The following is a 20,721-nucleotide window of genomic DNA, read 5'->3' as shown; positions in this document are numbered from 1 at the left end:
TTTTACATTAGGATAAAACCATGCAGGAACAGAATCGGAAATCAAGTTTTCCCATCGTGATGTTGCTGGTGTCGGTTGCATTGTGGATAGCGTCTTTGTCCAATGTTGCATTTTATTTGGGCAATCATGAAAGCATGAAGGGTGTGACCGTTTTGATTCTGGGGTCGATATTTACTTCTTTGGATATCAGGTATTGTGCGGCCTATGCCAATTATGTTTGGTTGGCGGCCATTGTGTTGCTGGCGTTGCGGAAGAAGGTCGTGCCTGTCCATACGGCGCTTTGGGGCTTGGCGCTGGTGGCTTTCAGTGTGAAAGCCGTACACGTCGATGAAGCAGGGAATACATCGGATATCGTGCGCTACGGTGCAGGATTTTATTTGTGGTATGCCGCATTTGCGGTTGCCACCATCGGCACGTTTGCCGGAAAGAATAAGGAAAGAAAAGCCGCAACGCTGGCAGATGGGACGAAAAATGACGCTTGATGAATGGTTGCGCCAATCGGCACTGCCCAAAAATGAAGCGCGGATGTTGTTGCAATATGCGCTGAGTTACACGCGCGCGCAGCTGGTTACACGCGGTACGGACGATTTGGCAGAATCTGCCCTGCAAACCTTGGAGATTTTGACGCAACGCCGTCTGAAAGGCGAGCCGATGGCCTATCTGTTGGGCGAACGCGAGTTTTACGGACGACGCTTTGCCGTCAATCCGCATGTGCTGATTCCACGCCCTGAAACCGAGCATTTGGTGGAAGCCGTGCTCAAACGCTTGCCGCCGCAAGGCCGCGTGTGGGATTTGGGAACGGGCAGCGGCGCCATTGCCGTAACCATCGCGCTTGAACGCGTTGATGCCGATGTTCGCGCATCCGACATCAGCGTCGGTGCTTTGGATACTGCCCGTCAAAATGCGGCCGAATTGGGCGCAAAAGTCGAATTTGCGCAGGGTTCGTGGTTTGATACCGACAGGCCGTCTGAAGGCCGATACGATGTGATTGTTTCCAATCCGCCGTATATCGAGGATGGCGATGAACATTTGTCGCAGGGCGATTTGAGGTTTGAACCGCAAAACGCGCTGACCGACTTTTCAGACGGCCTCAGCCATATCCGCCACATTACCCAAGAAGCCCCTAAATACCTGAAAGCCAACGGCTGGCTGCTGTTTGAACACGGCTATGACCAAGGCGAAGCGGTGCGGAACATTATGCTGGAGAACGGTTTTGCCGAAGTGGCAACCGAACAGGATTTGGCAGGATTGGACAGGGTCACGCTGGGGCGTTTGCCTGCCTAGCGGGCATGGTTTATCGGAATTAAAAGAGGGCGTGTCGATCACGCCCTTTGGGTTGTCTGGTTTGGCTGTTCAGACGGCCTGGTTTAACGCCAAGCAGCGACGAACTCCGCCCAGTGTTGTTTTTCTTCGGCTTGTGCGGCCAGATAGTGTTTGATGCGTTTGATTTCGACTTCGTATTCGTCGGCATCGAGCGCGCCGCTCATCATGCGAAAGCGCATGTACATCAGGTAGGTATTGGCGGCATCGGTTTCGCAATAGTCGCGGATGTCTTTCAGACGGCCTGCATGATAAGCGTCCCAAACCTTGCTGCCGTCCATGCCCAGTTTGCCGGGGAAACCGCAGAGTTTGGCCATATCGTCCAAAGGCACGCTGGCGCGCGGTTGGTAGAGGGCGAGCAAATCCATCAGGTCGCAATGGCGGGTGTGGTAGCGGCTGATGTAGTTGTTCCACTTAAAGTCGCGACTGTCGCCAAAGTCGCCGTCGCCCATGTCCCAATAGCGGGCGGCGCTGATGCCGTGTATCAGGGCGCGGTAGTGGAGGACGGGCAGGTCGAAACCGCCGCCGTTCCAGCTGACGAGTTGCGGCGTATAGTTTTCGATGACCTCGAAGAATTTGGCAATCATGACTTCTTCGCTGTCTTCGGGATCGCCGATGGTGCTGACACGGATTTTGTCCTGACCCCAGCGCATACAGCAGGAGATGGCGACAACTTGGTGCAGATGGTGTTGCATAAAGTCGCTGCCGGTTTTGGCGCGGCGTTGCTGTTGGGCAAACAGGACGACTTCGTTGTCGGGTAAATCGGCAGGCAAATCGTAAAGCAGGCGGATGCCGTTTACGTCGGGAATGGTTTCGATGTCGAAGGCGAGTATCGGGGTCATGGCGTGATCGGGTTGGATAAGGAATGATGCCATTGTGGCATGACGGAGCAGATAAAAAAAGAGGCAATCCCCCACAGGATTGCCCCAATACCTCAAATCAGAGATTTACGCTTCACAAACAATACAGGCTTTCACCTGCGGCTTTACAGATGCAGCTCAACTCTGCACCGGTAAACTTTCATTTCGGGCATTGCGCCGAAATCCTCTAAAAATACTGCAATTGCTTGCAATATCAGAAAACTGTTTACAAAAACATCTAAAACCGGCTGAGGCCGTCTGAATGTCTTGTAATTTGATGTAGTGAAATTTACGCGAAATTTTACAGTTTGCCAAGTGTTTTTTTCTGAAGGTTTGGTTTGGTGTAAATTGCAGTTATTGTCATATTTTTGCAATTAAATTTCATAATTAATTTAAAATTAGATGTTTATTTTGTATTTCTTGCTTTAAATTTAATTTAATTTCATATTTCGAATGATTAAAATTTGTTTTATTTTAAAGATTATCTTATAACATTTTGTTTTTAAATGAAATTAAATTTAACATATAAATGAAAAGGGTATTGGCTGGAGCATTTTTTATTTGAGAAAAAATATAAGGTTGTTTGAAAGTTTCAATTGCCTTGAAAAAAGTTGTTTTTAAAGCATTTAAAGTGGAATTTGATTTGATTGTTTGAAATTGAAGCTGAGATTGGGTTTGATACAATTAAAATGAAAAAGCGGCAAAAGAAAGGTTTTGCCGCTTTTTCATGCTTAAATTGTAATTTTATGTAGTCAGTAAAAGCTGCTTTCGCCTTCGGGACGGGTTTTGAAGCGTTTGTGCAGCCAGAAGTATTGTTCGGGATGCTCGCGTACCCGCTCTTCGATAAAGTCGTTCATGCGCTGGGTGTCGGCTTCGACATTTTCGGTCGGGAAATTGTCCCAAGCCGGATAGAAGCGCAGGGTTACGGTATTGTCGGCTTCGCGCGTGGGGATGGCGGGAATGATTTTGGCTTTGGTCATGCCGGCGATACGGCTGAGGCCGGTAATCGTGGCCGTCTGAATGCCGAAGAAATTGACGAAAATGGAATCGTTGCGGCCAAAGTCTTGGTCGGGCAGATAAAGAAAGGGCGCATCGCTTTTGCGCAGGTGTTTGATGATGGCGCGCAGGCCTTCTGTGCGGCCGATCAGGAAAACATTGTTGTAGCGGTGGCGGCCTTTCAGGATCTGCTCGTCCAGGGCTTTGTTTTTTTGGTGCGAATACATGCTGGTCAGCGGTACATCCTGATTGAGCGTGTAAACCGCCATTTCAAATGCGGTAAAGTGCGGATAGAGGATGATGACTTTTTCGCCGGCGGCGAGGGCTTCGTCAAGATGGTGTTTGTCTTGATAGCGCACCAACGAGCGCAGCTTGTCCGCAGGTGCGTACCAGTAGAGGCCGTATTCGAGTATCAGTTTCGCCATGTGTTGGAAGTGGCGTTTGAGCAGGGCGGTGCGCTGGCTGTCGTTCAGCTTGGGAAAGCATTTTTTGAGGTTGACCTCGCCGACTTTGCGGCGCGGTTTGACTGCGTAATAAGCGAGAATGCCGACCGCGTCGGCAATCTTGTGCAACACGCAAAAAGGCAGTAGGCGGATGAGGTAGAGAAAAAGGAAGGCGGCTTTCATGAAGGCTCGCTGTATGTGGGCAAAGGGTTATTATAACCGAAAGGCCGTCTGAAAACGGGCTGGAACACGATTTCAGACGGCCTGAATGTCGGCTTACCATTGGAAACGGCCGCGCTTGACCTGCAGGCCGTCAGGGTTGAGTTGCGAAGCCAATCCGTGATTGCGCAGGGCGTGGGTGAGGGCGACGGCGAGTCCGTCGGCGGCATCGGCTTGCGGCGTGCCTGAAAGTGCGAGCATTTGGACAACCATATGCTGCACCTGCTCTTTGGCGGCCTTACCCTTGCCAACCACAGCCTGCTTGACCTGAAGCGCGGTGTATTCAAACACGGGCAAGTCGTGCATGACCAAAGCGGCAATCGCCGCACCGCGCGCCTGACCGAGCATTAACGTCGCGGCCGGATTAACGTTGACGAACACTTGCTCGATGGCCGCCTGATGGGGTTGATAGTGGCGGATGATTTCGTCGATATGGTGAACAATCACGGCAATGCGTTCGGAAAGCGACGCGCCGGTCGGGGTTTTGATACAGCCGGAAGCAACATAATGATGTTCGCGGCCGTGGACATCGATCACGCCGAAGCCGGTCACGCGGCTGCCAGGGTCGATGCCGAGAATGCGTGTGGGTTGGAACTGGGACATAGTGCGTGTTTAAAGTAATCGGTGTTTCAGGGCAGGCAGTCGCGTGCGCACGCTTTGCAGGCGCGCGGTATCCAAATCGGCACAAATCACGCCTTCGCCTTCCGGCAATGTCGCCAACACATCGCCCCAAGGATCAATAATCATACTGTGGCCGAATGTGCGGCGGCCGCTTTCATGCAGTCCGCCTTGTGCCGACGCGATGACGTAGCATTGGTTTTCCACTGCGCGGGCGCGCAGCAGCAATTCCCAATGCGCCTTGCCGGTAATGTAGGTAAACGCGGCCGGCAACAGCAAAACATCAAACGGCTGCTGGGCGCGGAAAAACTCAGGAAAGCGCAAATCGTAGCAGACGCCGGCCGCCAGCGGAACATCGTCCACGCTTAACTTCGGCACATCGCTTCCCGCCAGTATCGTATCGGCTTCGGCGTAGCGTTCGCCCAAACCGGAAAAGCCGAAAAGGTGCATTTTGTGGTAAAGCCCGATTCGTTTGCCGTCGCGGTCATACACCAGCATCGTGTTCATCACCTTGTCAGCGTTTGGGCTTTGCAACGGAACCGTACCGCCAAACAACACCACGCCGCATTCCCTTGCCGTTTCGCTTAAGGCCGTCTGAAAACGGGTGTGGCAGGTTTTGCCAACGCGTCCATCGTCCAAAGGTTCGGCAAATGCCAGCTTGTCCGTATCGTTTTTGCCCATCAGCGGCCAATACTCGGGCAGCAGCACCCAATCCGCCCCTTGTTCGGCCGCATCGCGGACAAGGCGCTTCATGGTGGCAATATTGGTTTCAGGGTCGGTAGACGACACCATTTGCACAGCAGCGGCGCGTAAAGAGCGCATCATCAAAACTCCTGTCAGATTTTGCAAGAATTGTAACTTGTTTACGCACAAGGCCGATACAATCGTCACACAATTCCTCTCCAAAAAAGGATAAACCATGAACTTGAAACTTCTCCTCACTGCTGCACTTTCCACCGCCGCACTTGCCGCACATGCCGACGTACAGCTCTACGGCAGCATCAAAAGCGGCATCGAAACCTCGCAAACCCGTTTCGGCGGCCAAACATACAGCCGAACCGCCATTGCCGACCAAGGCAGCCATATCGGTTTACGCGGCTCGCATCCGATTGGCGGCGGAACGAATTTTATTTGGGAAGTCGAACAAGACACGCCGGTCGGCAAAAACGGCTCCATCCGCCAAGACTGGCGCGAACGTCGAGACAATTTTGGCCGTTAAAGGAAAGATTGGATAGTAAAGGCCGTCTGAAAGATTTTCAGACGGCCTGTTTTTTATAGTGAGGTCGATTGATTTAAAGAATACACTTAAAAGGCGGTAATCAATAATATCTTAATATTTTCAAAATTTAACAGTTTTGTGTAACTTATTGATTAATTAATAGATTAATAAGATATTGGTTGATTGATTAGAAAACCAGCATTGTCTTTGCTTGAAAATTAATAAATTATTAAGTAAGGTTAAATGCAAGCGGTTTTATCCGTGAGTTAAATATTAATCAATAAGATAGGATGGTATAACCATGAACGAAGATATTATCAAAGGAAAATGGGAGCAGCTTAAAGGTAAAGCCAAAGAAAAATGGGGCGAGTTGACAAACGACGATTTGGACATCATCGAAGGCAAGCGCGATCAGTTGGCTGGTAAAATCCAAGAGCGTTACGGTCGCACTAAAGATGAAGCTGAAAAAGAAATTGATGATTGGTTGAATAACTAAGACCGTTGAATTTCACCATAAACGGTCGTATCTCCCTCGACCGTTTTTATATTAAACCGAAAGGAAAAAATCATGCTTCATTATTCGATCGTTTTCTTTATCATCGCTATTATTGCAGCTGTATTAGGTTTCGGTGGTATTGCAGGTAGTGCGGCAGGCATAGCCAAAATTTTATTTGCCGGTTTCTTGATCTTGTCGGTGATATCACTGATTTTTGGCAGGAAGAAATAATACCTGTAGACCAATAAGGTTGTATCAAGCCACTATTCCGTCAAATAGGCCGTCTGAAAAATCAGGATAACTGGTTTTCAGACGGCCTTTGTTCTTATAATAGCGGTTTATTTTTTTACACACCCAGCAACGGAGTTTCCATGCAGTTTTCAGCATTCGGCGAAAAATTCACACAACACAGCGGTATTTTGCAGTTGATGGACGATTTGGGCGACGCGCTCAAAAGCGACAAGCCCGTCAATATGCTTGGCGGCGGTAATCCGGCGAAGATTGCTGAAGTCAATGCGGTGTTCGCTGATGTGTTTTCCAAGCTGGCGGCGGAACATGCTGTTGAGAATATCGGCAATTATTCCAATCCGCAGGGCGATGCGGCGCTGATTGCGGCTTTGACTAAGTTTCTCAACCGCGAATACGGCTGGAATCTGACGGCGGACAATATCGCGCTGACCAATGGTTCGCAAAACGCGTTTTTCTATTTGTTTAACCTATTTGGCGGCAAATTCAATCTTTCAGACGGCCAAACGGCTGAGAAAGCCATTTTGTTGCCGCTTGCGCCTGAATATATCGGTTATGCCGACGTGCATGTCGAAGGGCAGCATTTTATTTCGGTGAAGCCGAAAATCGAAAATGTCGAACACGAAGGCGAAGCGGGCTTTTTCAAATACCGCGTGGACTTTGGCGCGCTGGAGAGCCTGCCTGAATTGAAAGAGGGCAAAATCGGTGCGATTTGCTGTTCGCGCCCGACCAACCCGACCGGCAATGTGTTGACCGACGGCGAGATGGCACGTTTGGATGCTTTGGCGCAGGAACACGGGATTCCGCTGATTATCGACAACGCTTACGGAATGCCGTTCCCGAATATTATTTACAGCGATGTGACGCTCAACTGGCACGAAAACATCATCCTCTGCTTCAGCCTTTCTAAAATCGGCCTGCCCGGTGTGCGTACCGGCATTATTGTAGCCGCGCCGGAAGTGGTCAAAGCCGTCAGCAGTTTGAATGCGATTGTGAACCTGTCGCCAACTCGTTTCGGCGCGGCGATTGCGGCTCCGCTGTTAAACGACGGCCGTCTGAAACAGCTGGCCGACCAAGTGATTCAGCCGTTTTACCGTCAGCAGGCGCAAACGGCGGTCTCCCTGCTCAAACGCGAATTGGGCGCGTATCCGTTGAAAATCCATAAGCCTGAAGGTGCGATTTTCTTGTGGCTTTGGTTTGAAAATCTGCCTGTTTCATCGCAAACCTTGTACGAAATGCTCAAGGCCGAAGGCACGCTGATTATTCCGGGCGAGCATTTCTTTGTCGGCATCGATACGCAAAACTATCCGCACGCGCACGAGTGCATCCGCATGAGCATTGCGCAGGACGCGGAAACGCTGGAAAAAGGTATTGTCGCAATCGGTCGCGTGGTGCGCGGTTTGTACGATAAAAAATAAACGCTTTGAATAGACAAAGGCCGTCTGAAACATGAGTAATCGGGTTTCAGACGGCCTTTTTGTCGGATTTAGATATGGTGGATAACCAGTTTTTTACCTTCGTAATCGAGGACGTTGACGTCCATATCGAATAAGGTTTTGATGTTTTCGGCGGTGAAAATATCGTTGGGCTTGCCCTGCATGGCGACTTGGCCGTTTTTCATGGCGACGACGTAATCGGCATAGGCGGCGGCCTGGTTGATGTCGTGCAGGACGACGACGGTGGTGCGCTTGTGTTCGTCGGTCAGTCGGCGCAGGATTTGCATGAGTGAGCGGGCATGATACATGTCGAGGTTGTTCAGCGGTTCGTCCAGCAAAACGTAGTCGGTGCGCTGGCAGAACACCATGGCAATCATGGCGCGTTGGCGTTGGCCGCCGGAAAGCTCGGTCAGGTAGCGGTCGGCAAAATCTTGCAGGTGGAATTCGGCGAGCGCTTCTTCGACGATGGTTTTATCCGTTTCAGACGGCCTGCCTTGGTGGTAGGGATAGCGGCCGAACATGAGCAGGTCGCGCACGGTAATACGGCTCATGATGCTGTTTTCTTGGGTGAGGATGGAGAGCGTGCGGGCAAGTTCGGCGGTGGGGGTGGTTTTGATGTCTTTGCCTGCGTAGCTGATGTCGCCGTGTATCAAGGGCTGCAGGCGCGCCATAAAGGAGAGGAGGGTAGACTTGCCTGCGCCGTTCGGGCCGATCAGCGCGGTAATGCCGCCTTCGGGAATGTCGAGGCTGACGTCGTTGAGGATGGGGTTGCTGCCGATGGTGTGGCTGACGTTGCGGATGGTAATCATAGGCGGGTCCGAAAATGGAAATTGGGGTTTCAGACGGCCTTTCAGCGTGAGGCCGTCTGAATTTTATTCCTGTATGGTGTGGTTAGATTTCGCTGACGGTGACAAATTCGGGATTGTCGGCTTGGTCAATCAGGAAGGCGCGGACGCGTTCTTGCCAAAGCTCGCCGAATTGTTTGAGTTCGTCGGCACTTGCGCTGCCGCTGACGGCTTTGGGCATGATGTCGCGCATTTGCGGTGCGAAGGGTTGGAGTGCGGCGTTGAGACTGACGGCAACGGTTTTGCCGGTATCGCGGCGGCGGAGCGCGAGTGTGCCGTTGATTTCGCCTGCACCAAAGGACAAGAGGTGGCGGCGGGCAAAGCGTCCGGCAGGGCCTACGCCGCCAAAGCCGGTTTCGGGTGCCGCGCCGGTAAGGAGTTGGACGACGGAAGCGGTAACACCGGTCGTACCTTCGTCACGCTCGCCCTGCATAAAGGCTTCGATGTCGCCGCGTTGCGGCAGCTCTGCGCCGTAAAGGGCTTTCAGGCCTTTGATGACCATCAGGTAGGCTCCGGCGACGGTCGGGCAGGAGTGGCCGCACAGGCGCACGGCATCGGCGTAGTGGTAAGTGAGGATGCCGTTTTCGGCCGCGCCGAGGAAGTCGGCCAATGCGTCTTGGACGGTAATGGTTGGGGCGTCATCGAAGAATGAAGGGAGGCGTTCTTGTGTCATGAGGGTTGTCCTTTATGTGTTTGCTTAGGCCGTCTGAAGGTTTCAGACGGCCTGAATTTATTTTTGCGAGCGTTTGGGCACGTTTAATTTATTTCTTTTTCAACACCAAATATAAAAATACCAATCCGCCTGCAAATTCGACGACCACGCTCAATACGGCCTGCATGCCGAGGAAGTGTTCGAAGATGGTTTGCCCACCGACCAACAGGATGCCGCCGACACAAAAAGTCATGGGCAAGCGGACGGAATGTTTGACCGACGGGGAAAAGTGGTTGGCCAGCGCGGCAACCAGCAGGCCGAAAAAGCTCACCGGGCCGACAACGGCAGTGGCGGTTGCAACCAATGCGGCGATCCACAACAGCAGCCATAAGGTATTGCGCGTGTAGTTGATACCCAAATTAATGGCCTGATTGCGGCCGAGCAGGTAAACATCGAGGCGGTGGCGTTCGCGCCAGATCACGGCGGCGCTGATGAGCAACACGACTGCGCCGATACCCAACAATTCCGAGTGGACAGTATTGAAGGTGGCAAACATATTCGCCTGTGCGGCGGTAAATTCTTCGGGATCAATCATGCGCGAAAGCAACGACGACAGGCTGCGGAACAAAATCCCGAAAATCACGCCGATTAAAATCATGCGCGACAAATCGCGTCCGCCCTGTTTGATGAGCGTGTAGAACAACAGCAGCGAGCCGCCCATCATGACGACCAGTTCAAAGCCGAATTTGCCCGTCAACGGCAGGGAAGCATAGCCCACGCCGCCGAGCGTAAACACCAGCAAGGTCTGCAAAAACACATACAGCGAATCGAAACCCAAAATCGAAGGGGTCAGAATTGGATTGTTGGTCAGCGTTTGGAAGAGTTGCGTGGACACGCCGACCGCATAGGCGACCATCAGTAGCGCGGCAAGTTTGGTCAGGCGCAGGTGTAAGACAAAGTCCCAATCGCCTTTGACGTTGAGCGTCATAAATAGGACGCAGGAAACCAGCAACAGCGCAAAGGCGACCCACAACGGACGGCTGCTTCCTGCCATAAAACCGATATTTTTTTCAGACGGCATGAGCAGGTTTCCTTAATAAAAGCCACAAAAACAAAACCGTCCCCATCACGCCAAAAACTGTAGAGACCGGAATTTCAAACGGAAACACAATCACGCGTCCGACAATATCGCACAGCAACACCAAAGACGCGCCCAACAAGGCCACCGCAGGCAGGCTCTGGCGCAGCTTGTCGCCCATCAGGCGGCTGATGATGTTCGGCACGACTAGGCCGATAAACGGAATATTGCCGACCGTCACGACCACTAAAGACGTAATCAGCGCCACAATAATCAGCCCCGACCACAGAATCGCCGTCCTGTTCAGCCCCAAGTTCACGCTCACTGTTTCGCCCAAGCCCAAAATCGTCAGCTGGTCGGCAATCAAATAGGCAAACAAAGCCAAAATCCCTGTTGCCCACAACAATTCATACCGTCCGAGCAACACGCCGGAAAAATCGCCCTGTTGCCACACGCCGAGCATTTGCAGCATTTCGTTTTCATAAGCGATAAAGGTGGCCACCGCCTCAATCACACCGCCGAAAATAATCCCGACCAAAGGCACCATTAGTTGCGCCGTCGGCGGCAGGCGGCGGATCAGCAGCATAAAGACCAACATCCCGATCAGCGCGGCAACGGCGGCAACCGACATTTTTGCCAGCAGCGGAGCGGCCGGAAGCAGCAGGGTCATCAGCAGCAAACCCAAAGCCGCGCTTTGGCTTGCGCCCACCATCGACGGTTCGACAAAACGGTTGCGCATCAAAATCTGCATAATCATGCCGGCCACCGCCATCGACGCACCCGTCAGCACAATCGCAAACGTGCGCGGCAGGCGGCTGATGAACATGACTTGCTGGCTGTCGGATAGCGAAAACAGGGCGGACCATTTGAAGTCGGCTACGCCGACCGACAGGCTTACGGCAAACAATATCAGCAGCGCCACACCGTTGATCGCATTTAAAAATGAAGGTTTGTGAAACATAAAATGGTTCGGAAAAAATAAGGCCGTCTGAAAGAAGGGTTAAAGTATTTGGGAAAAAAAGCAGGTTTGCCCATCATAAAAACAGATGCAAACAGGCAAAAATTGTCCATTTGTACTATGTATTTTCAGACGGCCTAAATTCAATGACTTCAGATCAAGCAGCTTGACCCTGTGAATCATTAAACCGTTCAGGCCGTCTGAAAGAAGCGGGCGGCTATGCCCGTTCCGAATTACTTGGCCGCATTAAACGCATCGCTGACCTGTTTGGAAGCATTCAGCAATTCTTGTGCACCGCCGGCCGCCAGATAGGTTTCCGGTACGAGGTACACGACTTGGCCTTTTTTCCATGCGGTTGTTTCGGCAACCAAAGGATTGTTCAAAACATCTTTCGCAGCCTGACCTTCTTCACCGATGGCCGCGCCGCGATCCAAAACGAACAGCCAATCAGGATTTTTCTCTTTCAGGTATTCAAAGCTGATAGGCTGGCCGTGGCTGCCTTCTTTAATCGATTCATCGACAGCGGGAACACCGATGTCTTTGTGCAGCCAACCGCCCAAACGGGAAGAAGGGCCGAAAGCCGACATCTTGCCACCGTTGACCAAAATCACCAAACCCTTGCCTTTGCCTTGCGCAGCAGTTTTCGCCGCTTCAAACGAAGCATCGATTTCCGCTTTCAGCTTGTCCGCTTCGGCCTGTTTGCCGAAGATTTGCGCCAGCGCGTCGATGCGCTCTTTTGAGCTTTCTTTCAGATTGGCGGTTTCGGCGGTCATTTCGATGGTCGGTGCAATCTCGTTCAACTTATCAAACGCTTTGGCTGCACGGCTGCCGATGATGATGAGCTGCGGTTTGTAAGCGTTTAAGGCTTCGTAGTCAGGCTCAAACAGCGTGCCGGCAGGTTTCGTGGTTTTGAAATATTCGTCTAAATAAGGCAGCCGGTTTTTATCGACGGACAAACCGGTTTTCACGCCCAGTTTGTTTAAAGTATCGAGCATGCCCAAATCGTAAACGGCGATACGCTCTGGATTTTGCGGCACTTTCGCATCGCCGCGAGCCGTTTTAACGGTCAGGCTTGCACTTTCGGTTTGGGCGGCAGAAGCGGAAGCAGTTTGTGCCTGATTGGAAGCAGAATCTTTTGGTGAACACGCACCCAAAGCGAGGGCGCAGCATACGGCTAAAGCGGTCAAACGTAACATAGAGTTTCTCCGTGGTCGGAAATAAAGCAAATCGAAATGATAACTTGTATCGGATTATAAAGCTAGATGCCGTCTGAAAACTTTTGTTTTCAGACGGCTTTTTCAAGCTGATTGCTTAGAAGCGGTAGTTCACACCCAAGCGGACATCGCGGCCGATACCCGGCAAGGTTTCACCGCGTTGGCTGTGCGGATAGTAGAACTTGTTAAACACGTTGTTGACGGCAAAGTTGACATTGAGCGTGTCTTTGCCCAGAGGTTTCCAGTTGGCGAACACATCGTTCACCCCGTAGCCTTTGCGTTTGACTTCACCTTTGTCGCGTACTAACACAGAGCCGGAGGCTTTTTGGAGGTAGCGTCCGCGCCAGCCGATTTCCAAATTTGGATTTTGGAAGCGGTAGGAGAGGGAAGTCGTCCAAGTGCGGCCGGTCTGTACGGCAAATTCGGGGTTTGCGCTTAACAGGTTTTTAGGATGGGTGTCGTAGATGCGTGGTTTGCTGTGGCTGACGCCGACTTTAGCCAGCAGGCCGCCTGTGCGGTAAGATGCGCCCAATTCATAGCCATGGTTTTTGATGTAGCCCGCATTGGCAGTTTCTTTAAATGCCGCGCCGTGGCGGTCTTGCGGATTGGCGATGGCGTCGCTGATTTTTTGCCAGAAGTAGCTGCCGTTTGCGGCAAATGTACCGTCGTTGTAGTTGAAGCCGATTTCGGTATTGCGCGCGCGTTCGGCTACTGTGCCGTCTGCAATGGAAACGATGCCTCGGCGGCCGTGGGTCAGCAGTGCGTCGTACAGGCGCGGGCTGCGGCTGGCGTAGTTGTGACTTGCGCTGAAGCTCAAGTTTTCGATAGGTTGGTAAATTACGCCCAGACTCGGGTTGACTTTGCCGTCTGAAACCGATTTGCCGTCATGGGTTTTGACCTCGAAATGGTCGTAACGCAGACCTCCGGTCAGGGTAACATCACCGATATCTTGGATGGCTTCGACATACACGCCGTAATCGGTTTTGGTCGGGTTGGTCAGGCTGTATCCGCGTACCAGACTTTGCAGGGCGGCATCGGTGTTGGTGTATTGCGAATTCAGGAAGGCATGGGGTTTGATTTCCTGATGGCGGTAGTTGACACCGTATTTCAACAGGGTTTTTTCGGCAAGGCGGCTGTCGAAGTTGATATTTGCACCTTTGGTGGTGATTTTGGTTGTGGTCGGGCCTGCCACATTGCCTGCGTAGCCGTTACCTTTGTCATCGGCAGAATAGCGCTCGTTTTCCAACACATAGGCGTTGGCATTCAGTTTTTCGACAAAACCCAGGTTTTTACCCGTGTACTCTAAGTTGGTGTTGGATTGGGTAGTTTCGCGGTAAATGGGTGTATTGTCAGCTTTCCTGCCGTCCGGACGGGCAAAGGTCTGCCAACCGAATTCTTCTCGGATGAAGCGTTCTCCACGGTGTTGATCCTGCATATGGCTTAAGACAATGCGGTGGTCGTCGAAGGTTGCACCAATTTTGGCGAGGTAGCTGCGTTTGTCCAATCCGCTTTTTAAGACTTTGTTTGCACCGTATTGGTTGGTGTAGCCTTTACCTGCCTCGTAATCTTTTTCATCGTTGCGGCTGTAAGAGAACAAACCGTCGAAGTTGCCGGCTTTTCCGAACACGCTGGCACCGTAGTTTACGCCGTCATTGCTGGCATAGCCGCTGCTGAGGCGCACGCCCCAGTTTTTATCCAAACCTTTGAGCAAGTCTTCGGCATCGACTGTTTTGGTAATAATCGCGCCGTTGGTCGCGCCGATCCCGGCAGATGCCGAACCTGCGCCTTTTTGTACAGAGACGATTTTAACCAGTGCAGGGTCGATGATGAAACGGCCTTGGTGATACAGTATTTGGCTGTCAGAATAGGCGTTGTCCACCTTAATATCCACCGAGTTTTGACCCATGCCGCGCAGCGTCAGGAATTGGGACGTGCCGTTGCCGCCGCCGAAATCGATGGCAGGTTCTTCTTTTAATAATTCGCGCAAATCGGTTGCCGTGCTTTCGTCTTTTTGACGAAGAGTGACGATATTGGTTTTGATTTTGCTACCTTGGCGGTCACCTTTAACGGTAACGGTATCAAGCACAACATTGTCTTTGGCTTCATTTTCTGCGTGTGCAAAACCGGCTGCCAGTGTCAGTGACAGCAAGCTCAGTCGGAACAGGGGCGTATTCATTGAGAAATGTCCTTAATAAAATGACAGTAATAAAAAAATAAAAGCAAATAAAGAGAAATTATCTTTAAAATCTGCAATTAATAATAATCATCATTTATAATCATGCATATAAAAGAAACAGTTGTAAAGAGTTGTGTTGAATTTGTAAAGAAAGTGGGTTGTTTTTAAACGAACTTTGCAGTTGGTATATCAGGCCGTCTGAAAAATATGTGATCGGGCATTTTTGCGTATGAAAATATTTGGAAAGACTGCATAGAAATTTTTACTTTTTCCCTTGAATTTGTCGCAAACAACCCAAATCTACCCGCCATTAAGGCAGGCTTTCCATTAAGCGTGCCGCTATTTCCAAGCAAACCGTGTCTGTCATGTCCGACAGACAATTGTTTTCAATCTATTTATTTATCGGAGCATTAAGACATGACCATCCGCCCTTTACACGACCGCGTAGTCGTCAAACGCTTAGAAGCTGAAGAAAAAACCGCCTCCGGCATCGTTTTGCCGGGTGCGGCTGCTGAAAAACCCGACATGGGCGAAGTAATCGCCGTGGGTGCGGGCAAAATCGGTAAAGACGGCGAGCGCCGTCCGCTGGATGTCAAAGTCGGCGACAAAGTGATCTTTGGCAAATACAGCGGCCAAACTGTAAAAGCCGACGGCGAAGAGCTGTTGGTAATGCGTGAAGAAGACATCTTCGGTATCGTTGAATAATTGTTGAATTAAGTTTCAGAACCAAAGGCCGTCTGAATCGAACATGAAGTTTTCAGACGGCCTCGAACGGATTTTTAATATTGATTTGGAGAATTTAAATGGCAGCAAAAGACGTACAATTCGGCAATGAAGTTCGCCAAAAAATGGTAAACGGCGTCAACGTATTGGCAAACGCCGTACGCGTAACTTTGGGCCCTAAAGGCCGTAACGTGGTACTTGACCGCGCTTTCGGCGGCCCGCACATCACTAAAGACGGTGTGTCTGTTGCAAAAGAAATCGAATTGAAAGACAAATTCGAAAACATGGGCGCGCAAATGGTGAAAGAAGTTGCGTCTAAAACCAACGACGTAGCCGGCGACGGTACCACTACTGCAACCGTATTGGCGCAATCCATCGTTGCCGAAGGTATGAAATACGTTACCGCCGGCATGAACCCGACCGACCTGAAACGCGGTATCGACAAAGCCGTTGCCGCTTTGGTTGACGAGCTGAAAAACATCGCCAAACCTTGCGATACTTCTAAAGAAATCGCTCAAGTCGGCTCTATTTCTGCCAACTCTGACGAACAAGTCGGCGCGATTATCGCTGAAGCGATGGAAAAAGTCGGCAAAGAAGGTGTGATTACCGTTGAAGACGGCAAATCTTTGGAAAACGAGCTGGACGTGGTTGAAGGTATGCAGTTCGATCGCGGCTACCTGTCTCCTTACTTCATCAACGACGCTGAAAAACAAATCGCAGCTTTGGACAATCCGTTTGTATTGTTGTTCGATAAAAAAATCAGCAATATCCGTGACTTGTTGCCTGTTTTGGAACAAGTGGCCAAAGCCAGCCGTCCGTTGTTGATTATCGCTGAAGACGTAGAAGGCGAAGCCTTGGCAACTTTGGTGGTGAACAACATCCGCGGCATTCTGAAAACCGTTGCCGTTAAAGCCCCTGGCTTCGGCGACCGCCGCAAAGCCATGTTGCAAGACATCGCTATCCTGACCGGCGGTGTGGTGATTTCCGAAGAAGTCGGCCTGTCTCTGGAAAAAGCGACTTTGGACGATTTGGGTCAAGCCAAACGCATCGAAATCGGTAAAGAAAACACCACCATTATCGACGGCTTCGGCGACGCAGCCCAAATCGAAGCGCGTGTTGCCGAAATCCGCCAACAAATCGAAACCGCAACCAGCGAATACGACAAAGAAAAACTGCAAGAGCGCGTGGCTAAACTGGCCGGCGGCGTGGCAGTGATCAAAGTCGGTGCCGCTACCGAAGTGGAAATGAAAGAGAAAAAAGACCGCGTGGAAGACGCGCTGCACGCTACCCGCGCAGCCGTTGAAGAAGGCGTGGTTGCAGGCGGCGGCGTAGCCCTGTTGCGTGCCCGTGCTGCTTTGGAAAACCTGCATACCGGTAATGCCGACCAAGACGCAGGCGTACAAATCGTATTGCGCGCCGTTGAATCTCCTCTGCGCCAAATCGTTGCCAACGCAGGCGGCGAACCTAGCGTGGTTGTGAACAAAGTGCTGGAAGGCAAAGGCAACTACGGTTACAACGCAGGTTCCGGCGAATACGGCGACATGATCGAAATGGGCGTACTCGACCCAGCCAAAGTAACCCGTTCTGCTCTGCAACACGCCGCATCTATCGCCGGCCTGATGCTGACCACAGACTGCATGATCGCTGAAATCCCTGAAGAAAAACCTGCTATGCCTGATATGGGCGGCATGGGTGGTATGGGCGGCATGATGTAAGGCCGTCTGAAACCTTCAGATAAAAAGCAAAACCGCACGGCAAGCAGCCGTGCGGTTTTTTATTTGCCAGTAGAAGCGTGAGATGGTGAGGGGTATGCCATGATTTGCAGAGAAATAAGGGTAGCCAGTTCCATTGAATCAGAAGCAATCAAATAAACTTCATCATTAAAAAAGGCCGTCTGAAACTTTATTTTGCGTTTCAGACGGCCTGCTTAATGATCTAAACCGTTACTTTTTGTTTGAACGGCTGTATCGGACAGCTTGAGACAAGAGTTCTTCAATTTCTATCCACATAATGCCTCCTTACAGTAAACCAGGTTGACCTAAAGCCGGGTCGTTGGCTCGTGCTGCTTGAGCATCTTCGACAGTCAGTCCAAGGGCTTTGGCTACGCCTTCACCGTATGCCGGGTCGCAACGGTGGCAGTTGCGGATATGGCGGTATTTGATGAAGTCAGGCGCATCGCCCATAGCTGCGGCGGTATTGCCGAACAAAGCCTGTTTCTGCGCGTCGTTCATCAGGTTAAACAAGGCGCGCGGTTGGCTGAAATAGTCGTCATCATCTTGGCGGTAGTCCCAGTGAGCCGCGTCGCCGTTGATTTTCAAAGGCGGTTCGGCGAAGTCGGGCTGTTGCTGCCATTGGCCGAAGCTGTTGGGTTCGTAGTGCGGCAGGCTGCCATAGTTGCCGTCGGCGCGGCCTTGCCCGTCGCGCTGGTTGCTGTGAACAGGGCAACGTGGGCGGTTGACGGGGATTTGGCGGAAGTTTACGCCCAAACGGTAGCGCTGCGCATCGGCGTAATTGAACAAACGCGCTTGCAGCATTTTGTCGGGGCTGGCGCCAATACCGGGAACGAGGTTGCTCGGTGCGAAGGCGGATTGTTCCACATCGGCGAAGAAGTTTTCGGGATTGCGGTTTAACTCGAATTCGCCCACTTCAATCAGCGGATAGTCTTTTTTCGGCCAAACTTTGGTCAAATCAAACGGATGATAAGGCACTTTTTCCGCATCGGCTTCAGGCATGACTTGGATGTACATCGTCCATTTCGGAAACTCGCCGCGCTCGATGGCTTCGTACAGGTCGCGCTGGTGGCTTTCGCGGTCGTCGGCGATGATTTTTGCAGCTTCTTCGTTGGTCAGGTTTTTAATGCCTTGCTGGCTGCGGAAATGGAATTTCACCCAAAAACGCTCGCCCGCTTCGTTCCAGAAGCTGTATGTATGCGAACCGAAGCCGTGCATATGGCGGTAGCTGGCGGGGATGCCGCGGTCGCTCATGACGATGGTGACTTGGTGTAGGGCTTCGGGCAGCAGCGTCCAGAAATCCCAGTTGTTCGTGGCGGAGCGCATATTGGTGCGCGGGTCGCGTTTGACCGCCTTGTTCAGGTCGGGGAATTTGCGCGGGTCGCGCAGGAAGAACACAGGCGTGTTGTTGCCGACCATGTCCCAGTTGCCTTCTTCGGTATAAAACTTCAGCGCAAAGCCGCGGATGTCGCGTTCCGCATCGGCTGCGCCGCGCTCGCCTGCCACGGTGGTGAAACGGGCGAACATCTCGGTTTTTTTGCCGACTTCGCTGAAGATTTTGGCGCGGGTGTATTTTGTGATGTCGTGTGTCACGGTAAACGTACCGAACGCGCCCGAACCTTTGGCGTGCATACGGCGTTCGGGGATGACTTCGCGCACGAAGTCGGCAAGTTTTTCATTCAGCCACAAATCCTGCGCCAGCAGAGGGCCGCGCGGACCGGCGGTCAGGCTGTTTTGATTGTCGGCAACAGGCGCGCCGTTGTTCATGGTCAGGTGGGTAACTGGGCATTTGGAGATGGACATAGTTATTTCCTTTGTGAAATGGTCAGTGGTTTATAAAACGATTTGCCGGAAGGCATATTCGTAGCCGGTTTCTTGATCCTCATAAATTTCTTGTATCGACATTTTATTTCCTTTTGCTGTTAACTATTAAAAGAACTATACAGAAAGGTTTTAACTATTGGAACTATGAAATCGATTTAGAATTAATATTAATAATCAGAAATTAAATTTCATTAGTTTTTATTAATAATTAAGCTATAAAAAAGGCCGTCTGAAACTTTATTTTGCGTTTCAGACGGCCTTATTTTTAGTCAAAACAAAGGATTATTTATCCAGTTTGGCTTTGCGTTCTTCCAACCAATGTTCCAAGTAGTGGATGCTGACGCCACCTTTTTGGAAACCTGGGTCGCTGAACAAGTCGCGGTGCAGCGGCGTATTGGTTTTGATGCCGGTAATCGCCAGCTCGGCAAGGGCTACGCGCATTTTTGCCATGGCTTGGTCGCGGTCTTTACCGATGACGCAGATTTTGCCGATCAGGCTGTCGTAGTAAGGAGGGATGCGGTAGCCTTGGTAGATGTGGCTGTCGACGCGGATGCCGAAGCCGCCGGGCAGGTGGCAGCTTTCAATCAGGCCCGGGCTTGGAATGAAGTTGTACGGGTCTTCGGCATTGATACGGCACTCAAACGCGTGGCCTTCGACTTGAATGTCTTCCTGTTTGTATTGCAACGGTAGACCGGATGCGATGCGTAATTGCTCTTGGACGATGTCCACGCCGGTGATGAGCTCGGTAACCGGATGCTCAACCTGAACGCGAGTGTTCATCTCGATAAAGAAGAATTCGCCGTCTTCGTACAGGAATTCAAACGTACCTGCGCCGCGATAGCCGATGCGTTTGCAAGCGTCGGCACAGGCTTTGCCGATTTTGGCGCGTTCTTCTTCAGTGATGAACGGAGCAGGTGCTTCTTCGATGACTTTTTGGTGGCGGCGCTGCATGGAGCAGTCGCGCTCGGCGAGGTAGATGGCGTTGCCGTATTCGTCGGCAATCACTTGGATTTCGACGTGGCGCGGACGCTGCAGATAGCGTTCCATGTAAACCATCGGGTTACCGAATGCCGCGCCTGCTTCGGCTTTGGTCATTTCGACAGACTGGAGGAGGTCTTCTTTTTTCTCGACGACGCGCATACCGCGACCGCCACCGCCGCCGGAGGCTTTGATAATGACGGGATAACCGACTTTATCGGCGATTTTGAGGATTTCTTCGCCATCGTCTGGCAATGCGCCTTCAGAGCCGGGAACGCAAGGCACGCCGGCTTCGATCATGGCGTGTTTGGCGGATACTTTGTCGCCCATCAGACGGATGGTGTCAGCTTTAGGGCCGATGAAGACAAAGCCGGATTGTTCGACTTGTTCGGCAAAATTGGCGTTTTCGGCGAGGAAACCGTAGCCCGGGTGGATGCCGTCGGCTTCGGTTACTTCGGCGGCAGCAATGAGGGCGGGAATGTTGAGGTAGCTTTGTGCAGATGCGGCAGGGCCGATGCACACGGATTCGTCGGCGAGTTTGACGTGCAGGCTGTCTTTGTCGGCTTCGGAATGGACGGCGACGGTGGCGATGCCCATTTCACGGCAGGCACGCAGGACGCGCAGGGCGATTTCGCCCCGGTTGGCGATCAATACTTTTTTCAGCATGATAATCTTTCCGGATGGTTCAGA

At 51.5% G+C, this 20,721-nt stretch carries 20 protein-coding genes; 8 read left to right on the top strand and 12 right to left on the bottom strand.

The features are described from left to right. Positions 1 to 20 precede the first annotated feature (20 nt). Entirely contained in the window at positions 21 to 482 is a 462-nt protein-coding gene (locus LPB400_RS00225) for a hypothetical protein (protein WP_219089029.1), read from the top strand. After that, positions 472 to 1,284, top strand: a complete 813-nt coding sequence (gene prmC, locus LPB400_RS00220; protein ID WP_219089649.1) for a peptide chain release factor N(5)-glutamine methyltransferase — start codon at positions 472 to 474, stop codon at positions 1,282 to 1,284. Before LPB400_RS00225 ends, prmC begins: the two co-directional genes overlap by 11 nt. Positions 1,285 to 1,367: 83 nt before the next feature. Here the strand turns inward: prmC and LPB400_RS00215 are convergent, their stop codons facing one another. The 4 genes from LPB400_RS00215 to LPB400_RS00200 form a co-directional block, all read right to left on the bottom strand. Then, positions 1,368 to 2,162, bottom strand: a complete 795-nt coding sequence (locus tag LPB400_RS00215; RefSeq protein ID WP_003749126.1) for a 3'-5' exonuclease — start codon at positions 2,160 to 2,162, stop codon at positions 1,368 to 1,370. A gap of 770 nt (positions 2,163 to 2,932) precedes the next feature. Further along, positions 2,933 to 3,817, bottom strand: coding sequence for a lipid A biosynthesis lauroyl acyltransferase (locus tag LPB400_RS00210; RefSeq protein ID WP_225905511.1), 885 nt, complete (start codon positions 3,815 to 3,817; stop codon positions 2,933 to 2,935). Positions 3,818 to 3,895: 78 nt separating this feature from the next. After that, a complete protein-coding gene (gene ruvC / locus LPB400_RS00205; protein ID WP_219089025.1) occupies positions 3,896 to 4,441 on the bottom strand; it encodes a crossover junction endodeoxyribonuclease RuvC in 546 nt (181 codons plus the stop codon). A gap of 9 nt (positions 4,442 to 4,450) precedes the next feature. Next, entirely contained in the window at positions 4,451 to 5,281 is an 831-nt protein-coding gene (locus LPB400_RS00200) for a carbon-nitrogen hydrolase family protein (protein WP_219089023.1), read from the bottom strand. Between the two features lie 94 nt (positions 5,282 to 5,375). Between LPB400_RS00200 and LPB400_RS00195 the strand changes: the two genes are divergently transcribed. From LPB400_RS00195 to LPB400_RS00180, 4 genes are all read left to right on the top strand, one after another. Then, a complete protein-coding gene (locus LPB400_RS00195; RefSeq protein ID WP_107792239.1) occupies positions 5,376 to 5,675 on the top strand; it encodes a porin in 300 nt (99 codons plus the stop codon). Between the two features lie 301 nt (positions 5,676 to 5,976). After that, on the top strand, positions 5,977 to 6,171 hold the full coding sequence (locus tag LPB400_RS00190) for a CsbD family protein (RefSeq protein ID WP_070584611.1): 195 nt from the start codon (positions 5,977 to 5,979) through the stop codon (positions 6,169 to 6,171). A gap of 72 nt (positions 6,172 to 6,243) precedes the next feature. Beyond that, the gene (locus tag LPB400_RS00185; RefSeq protein ID WP_039862543.1) at positions 6,244 to 6,402 is read left to right on the top strand and encodes a DUF1328 domain-containing protein; all 159 of its coding nucleotides are present in this window, start codon (positions 6,244 to 6,246) and stop codon (positions 6,400 to 6,402) included. Positions 6,403 to 6,542: 140 nt separating this feature from the next. Then, positions 6,543 to 7,835: a valine--pyruvate transaminase gene (locus tag LPB400_RS00180; RefSeq protein ID WP_219089021.1), complete on the top strand. Its 1,293-nt coding sequence runs from the start codon at positions 6,543 to 6,545 to the stop codon at positions 7,833 to 7,835. 68 nt (positions 7,836 to 7,903) lie between these two features. On the opposite strand, the gene LPB400_RS00175 is transcribed toward LPB400_RS00180, so the two are convergent. The 6 genes from LPB400_RS00175 to LPB400_RS00150 all read right to left on the bottom strand — a co-directional run bounded on the left by LPB400_RS00175 (position 7,904) and on the right by LPB400_RS00150 (position 14,776). Further along, on the bottom strand, positions 7,904 to 8,662 hold the full coding sequence (locus LPB400_RS00175; RefSeq protein WP_049350811.1) for an iron ABC transporter ATP-binding protein: 759 nt from the start codon (positions 8,660 to 8,662) through the stop codon (positions 7,904 to 7,906). 82 nt (positions 8,663 to 8,744) lie between these two features. Continuing rightward, complete coding sequence (locus LPB400_RS00170; RefSeq protein WP_219089019.1) at positions 8,745 to 9,371, bottom strand: FmdE family protein; 627 nt, start codon at positions 9,369 to 9,371, stop codon at positions 8,745 to 8,747. Between the two features lie 88 nt (positions 9,372 to 9,459). Next, positions 9,460 to 10,431, bottom strand: coding sequence for an iron chelate uptake ABC transporter family permease subunit (locus LPB400_RS00165; protein WP_004520978.1), 972 nt, complete (start codon positions 10,429 to 10,431; stop codon positions 9,460 to 9,462). Further along, entirely contained in the window at positions 10,421 to 11,389 is a 969-nt protein-coding gene (locus LPB400_RS00160; protein ID WP_219089017.1) for an ABC transporter permease, read from the bottom strand. Before LPB400_RS00160 ends, LPB400_RS00165 begins: the two co-directional genes overlap by 11 nt. 230 nt (positions 11,390 to 11,619) lie before the next feature. Then, the gene (locus LPB400_RS00155; RefSeq protein ID WP_219089015.1) at positions 11,620 to 12,582 is read right to left on the bottom strand and encodes a siderophore ABC transporter substrate-binding protein; all 963 of its coding nucleotides are present in this window, start codon (positions 12,580 to 12,582) and stop codon (positions 11,620 to 11,622) included. 115 nt (positions 12,583 to 12,697) lie between these two features. Further along, entirely contained in the window at positions 12,698 to 14,776 is a 2,079-nt protein-coding gene (locus LPB400_RS00150) for a TonB-dependent siderophore receptor (protein WP_219089013.1), read from the bottom strand. A 417-nt stretch (positions 14,777 to 15,193) separates the two neighbouring features. Between LPB400_RS00150 and groES the strand changes: the two genes are divergently transcribed. Both groES and groL read left to right on the top strand, forming a co-directional pair. After that, positions 15,194 to 15,481 (top strand): co-chaperone GroES, encoded by a 288-nt coding sequence (groES, locus tag LPB400_RS00145; protein WP_003684150.1) that lies wholly within the window; start codon positions 15,194 to 15,196, stop codon positions 15,479 to 15,481. A gap of 98 nt (positions 15,482 to 15,579) precedes the next feature. Then, positions 15,580 to 17,214 carry a chaperonin GroEL gene (groL, locus tag LPB400_RS00140; RefSeq protein ID WP_049322649.1) on the top strand — a complete coding sequence of 545 codons (1,635 nt, stop codon included), beginning with the start codon at positions 15,580 to 15,582 and terminating at the stop codon, positions 17,212 to 17,214. A 303-nt stretch (positions 17,215 to 17,517) separates the two neighbouring features. Here the strand turns inward: groL and katA are convergent, their stop codons facing one another. Beyond that, complete coding sequence (katA, locus tag LPB400_RS00135) at positions 17,518 to 19,032, bottom strand: catalase (protein WP_219089010.1); 1,515 nt, start codon at positions 19,030 to 19,032, stop codon at positions 17,518 to 17,520. A 303-nt stretch (positions 19,033 to 19,335) separates the two neighbouring features. Next, complete coding sequence (accC, locus tag LPB400_RS00130) at positions 19,336 to 20,697, bottom strand: acetyl-CoA carboxylase biotin carboxylase subunit (RefSeq protein ID WP_219089008.1); 1,362 nt, start codon at positions 20,695 to 20,697, stop codon at positions 19,336 to 19,338. Positions 20,698 to 20,721 lie beyond the last annotated feature (24 nt).

The sequence above is a fragment of the Neisseria perflava genome, from assembly GCF_019334725.1.
GTDB classification, from domain to species: domain Bacteria; phylum Pseudomonadota; class Gammaproteobacteria; order Burkholderiales; family Neisseriaceae; genus Neisseria; species Neisseria subflava_A.
This window is presented reverse-complemented; position numbering and strand designations above follow the sequence as displayed.

Excerpts from the sequence above, each read along its gene's own strand:
- LPB400_RS00225 (WP_219089029.1), top strand. The coding sequence starts at position 21 with ATGCAGGAACAGAATCGGAAATCAAGTTTTCCCATCGTGATGTTGCTG.
- prmC (WP_219089649.1), top strand. The coding sequence starts at position 472 with ATGACGCTTGATGAATGGTTGCGCCAATCGGCACTGCCCAAAAATGAA.
- LPB400_RS00215 (WP_003749126.1), bottom strand. The coding sequence starts at position 2,162 with ATGACCCCGATACTCGCCTTCGACATCGAAACCATTCCCGACGTAAAC.
- ruvC (WP_219089025.1), bottom strand. The coding sequence starts at position 4,441 with ATGTCCCAGTTCCAACCCACACGCATTCTCGGCATCGACCCTGGCAGC.
- LPB400_RS00200 (WP_219089023.1), bottom strand. The coding sequence starts at position 5,281 with ATGATGCGCTCTTTACGCGCCGCTGCTGTGCAAATGGTGTCGTCTACC.
- LPB400_RS00195 (WP_107792239.1), top strand. The coding sequence starts at position 5,376 with ATGAACTTGAAACTTCTCCTCACTGCTGCACTTTCCACCGCCGCACTT.
- LPB400_RS00190 (WP_070584611.1), top strand. The coding sequence starts at position 5,977 with ATGAACGAAGATATTATCAAAGGAAAATGGGAGCAGCTTAAAGGTAAA.
- LPB400_RS00185 (WP_039862543.1), top strand. The coding sequence starts at position 6,244 with ATGCTTCATTATTCGATCGTTTTCTTTATCATCGCTATTATTGCAGCT.
- LPB400_RS00180 (WP_219089021.1), top strand. The coding sequence starts at position 6,543 with ATGCAGTTTTCAGCATTCGGCGAAAAATTCACACAACACAGCGGTATT.
- LPB400_RS00175 (WP_049350811.1), bottom strand. The coding sequence starts at position 8,662 with ATGATTACCATCCGCAACGTCAGCCACACCATCGGCAGCAACCCCATC.
- LPB400_RS00170 (WP_219089019.1), bottom strand. The coding sequence starts at position 9,371 with ATGACACAAGAACGCCTCCCTTCATTCTTCGATGACGCCCCAACCATT.
- LPB400_RS00165 (WP_004520978.1), bottom strand. The coding sequence starts at position 10,431 with ATGCCGTCTGAAAAAAATATCGGTTTTATGGCAGGAAGCAGCCGTCCG.
- LPB400_RS00160 (WP_219089017.1), bottom strand. The coding sequence starts at position 11,389 with ATGTTTCACAAACCTTCATTTTTAAATGCGATCAACGGTGTGGCGCTG.
- LPB400_RS00155 (WP_219089015.1), bottom strand. The coding sequence starts at position 12,582 with ATGTTACGTTTGACCGCTTTAGCCGTATGCTGCGCCCTCGCTTTGGGT.
- LPB400_RS00150 (WP_219089013.1), bottom strand. The coding sequence starts at position 14,776 with ATGAATACGCCCCTGTTCCGACTGAGCTTGCTGTCACTGACACTGGCA.
- groES (WP_003684150.1), top strand. The coding sequence starts at position 15,194 with ATGACCATCCGCCCTTTACACGACCGCGTAGTCGTCAAACGCTTAGAA.
- groL (WP_049322649.1), top strand. The coding sequence starts at position 15,580 with ATGGCAGCAAAAGACGTACAATTCGGCAATGAAGTTCGCCAAAAAATG.
- katA (WP_219089010.1), bottom strand. The coding sequence starts at position 19,032 with ATGTCCATCTCCAAATGCCCAGTTACCCACCTGACCATGAACAACGGC.
- accC (WP_219089008.1), bottom strand. The coding sequence starts at position 20,697 with ATGCTGAAAAAAGTATTGATCGCCAACCGGGGCGAAATCGCCCTGCGC.